The sequence below is a fragment of the Streptomyces sp. NPDC004111 genome, assembly GCF_042874215.1.
Taxonomy (GTDB): domain Bacteria; phylum Actinomycetota; class Actinomycetes; order Streptomycetales; family Streptomycetaceae; genus Streptomyces.
In genome coordinates this window covers 1-2,885 of the sequence record NZ_JBIAMU010000055.1, presented here as the reverse complement: position 1 = coordinate 2,885, position 2,885 = coordinate 1, and the positions used below count along the sequence as shown (strand labels likewise).

1 protein-coding gene and 1 pseudogene are annotated in these 2,885 nt (G+C 66.3%); one reads left to right on the top strand and one right to left on the bottom strand.

The window, feature by feature from the left end; genetic code table 11:
* Positions 1-81 precede the first annotated feature (81 nt).
* Positions 82-648 (bottom strand): annotated as a pseudogene (locus ACFYVL_RS44595) (recombinase family protein); the annotation flags it as partial.
* A 680-nt stretch (positions 649-1,328) separates the two neighbouring features.
* On the opposite strand from ACFYVL_RS44595, the gene ACFYVL_RS44590 reads away from it, so the two are divergent.
* Positions 1,329-2,129 carry a class I SAM-dependent methyltransferase gene (locus ACFYVL_RS44590; protein ID WP_389255923.1) on the top strand — a complete coding sequence of 267 codons (801 nt, stop codon included), beginning with the start codon at positions 1,329-1,331 and terminating at the stop codon, positions 2,127-2,129.
* The last annotated feature ends 756 nt before the right edge of the window (positions 2,130-2,885 follow it).

The window sequence follows — 2,885 nt, the reverse complement described above, 5'->3', positions numbered from 1 at the left end:
ACTGCGGCGGGTAGTTCTTCATGACCACGAGATGTCCGTTCTCAGATCCTCAGGATCCAGTGTCTCGTGTGTTCAACATCAGGGGGTAAGGCCCCCACGCCACCGGAACGGCATCTTGCGTATGGCTGCCATGGCCCCGGTGACACGGTCTTTGATGCTCTGCGACTCCACCTGAGCGGCAAAAGCGAGCATCATCATCATGAGTTCGCTCATGGGGGCCATGGGGTTGCGGAAGTCAAAGACGAGCCGCCCCGCGCCAATGCCCTCGGCAAAGACGAGCATCTTTCGATGCTGCTTGGCCCACTTCGCAAGCTCGTGCATGTGCGCCATGGACCGGATGGCACGGTCAAACCGCCACCACACCAGCGCGTCAAAGTCGTCTGGACGTGCAAGCCACGCACCGAGCTGTTCCCGCTCGAACGGGCCGAACTTGGAAGCCGAGACGTCAAGGTCGACGGCTTCGCGTAGCTGGTCACCTTCGCCAAAGTTGATGTTGAGTGCTGCGGCGGCTATGTCGTCGGCTTCGCGCTGCCGCTCGGGGCTGGTGGCCTCGTCGGTGAGCACGGACAGGCGCACGCACCGCACACCTCGCAGGGTCTCGGTCTCGTATACCGTGCCCGCGAGAGGGTTGCGGGGTGTGTCTGTCATCCCCCCTGTAGGGACCAACGGGGTTCCGCTACCGGGCTTGACCAGCGTAGATGCCGACATGGCTGCACTCCAGAACGTCTAGTTCTGTGTGCTGGGAGACCCCGAGGGCAACGAGTTCTGCGTATTCGATCCCCCGAACAGCACTGCCACTGCGCAGTAGCTGCGAGGCCAGGCTTGAGGCCCTCACCTCTGGCCCGGCCCGCCGAACTGCGAGCGGACGGCGAAGGGATGGGGCCAACGGGCAAACGAGTGACATCAAAAGTCATCGCGATTGATCATGTCGAGAGCCAACCAGTGACTCCCTCACACACCTCGAAACGACTCCCGATGAGACCTCCATAGCCAACCGCCCTCCTGGGGTGCGCGGCCAGCCCCGGCCACTGGGCCACCACCACCGAGGACACCGCCACCGGTCGCCGGATCGGCCTGCACGTCGACAACTTCGACCGACTGCCCTACCCCCGACGCCACCAGGACCGCCGACGGCTCTGCCTCAACCTCGGCCCCGGCCCGCGCTACCTGCTCACCGGCGACCACGACATCCAGCAGATCCGCCGCACGCTCCACACCGATCCACACCAGCACCATCCCCACACCGAAGACATCCGCCACTACGTCGCCGCAAGCCACCCGCTGCGCTGCCTGCGCATCCGCCTAACTGGACACGAGAGACTGACGAGATGGCCGCCTACACGCCTGACGAACTATTCACCTCCACCGCCCCCTACTACGCCCGCTTCCGGCCCGGCTACGATCCGGCCTTCTACGACATGCTGACCGCCCGCTTCGCTCTCAACGGCAGCGAGCACGTCCTGGACCTGGGCACCGGAACCGGCTTGCTGGCCCTGCCCCTTGCCAGGCTCGTCGGCCATGTCACCGCCATCGACCCCGAGCCCGGCATGCTCAAAGAGGGCCGCAAGATGGCGGCAGACCGCGGGATCACCAACATCGACTGGCGCCAGGGCGACTCGGGCACCCTGCCCACCATGGGCCTGCAGCCGGTGCTGCTGACCGTGATGGGCGCCGCCTTCCACTGGATGGACCGCGACCAGACCCTGCGCGACCTCGACCAGCTCATCGAAGCGAACGGGGCCGTCGTCCTCGCCTCCGGCGGCGCCCCCGGCGACATCGAGCCCGCCACCTGGCTCCAGGTCATCGCCGACGTCCGCACCGACTATCTCGGGCCCGAGCGCCGGGCCGGCTCCGGCACCTACTCCCACCCCAAGGAACGCCACCAGGACGTCCTGGCCCGCTCCCCGTTCCCCGACGTCGAGACCGCTCGCTGGGACCGCACCGTCACCCGCACCCTGGACGAAGTCATCGGCCTGCAGTTCTCCTACAGCTACTCCAGTCCCGCCCAACTCGGCGGCCAGAAGGACGCCTTCGAACGCGACCTGCGCCAGGCCCTCACCGAGTTCAGCCCCGACGGCGTCTTCGACGAAGTCGTACGAACCGAAGCCATCATCGCCACCCGCCTCTAACCAGCCGTCCGTCTGCTGCCTGGCACGACTCCTTGTCACGCCGCCAGGCAGCAGCGACGTCTTGAGACACTCCCGTGTTGGAACAGGTTGACAGACCGCATAACTGAGGTCAGCGGCGGCCGCGCCATGAGGAGGACAGTCCTTCCCTGAGGCGGTGAACAGAGCCATCCTGCCTCTACGGCCGTGGCAGGGACCAGCAGGTTCACGCTCTCTCCGCGACCTCGGCCTGCTCAGGGGTTGTGCGCGGGCAGGGCTGCGGTCAGGGAACTGCGCGGTCTCTGTACGGGGCTGGCAGGGCTGGAGGGGCTGAGTTTCCCAAGTGCGCGCAAGCTCCCGGAAGGGCTTCCTGTACGCGCACAGGGGAAGGGCCCCTCCCCGTCCCCGCTGTGCGAACCGCCAGGACTACAGCGGTGGGTCTTCGGGCAGTTCGGCGAGATGCTGCTCCACTGCCGACCGTATGCCTGACCAGCGCAAACGCACCCGTCGCTCGCGGGAGGACAGCGGCTTCTCGCCGGCCGGACGGGAATCGTGTCAGAGGTCTGGTCTAGGTTTGGCCTGTGAACCACAGCCGGGCGCCTCGCGAGGCTGACTTGCCGCTCTGCCAGGTAGTCCTGGCGGAGACTGACTGGGGTTCACTCCAGACGGCTTTCGGGAGGGGTGAGGGGCCTTGACCCCGAATCCTGAACACGGGTTATGCGGCTGGTGCCAGCGTAGTTGGTGTGCGGTGGAGGGCGTTCTCGAAGGCGATCGGTGATC

Bases quoted from the DNA above. Each gene is read 5' to 3' on its own strand.
- ACFYVL_RS44590 (WP_389255923.1), top strand. From the start codon at position 1,329: ATGGCCGCCTACACGCCTGACGAACTATTCACCTCCACCGCCCCCTAC.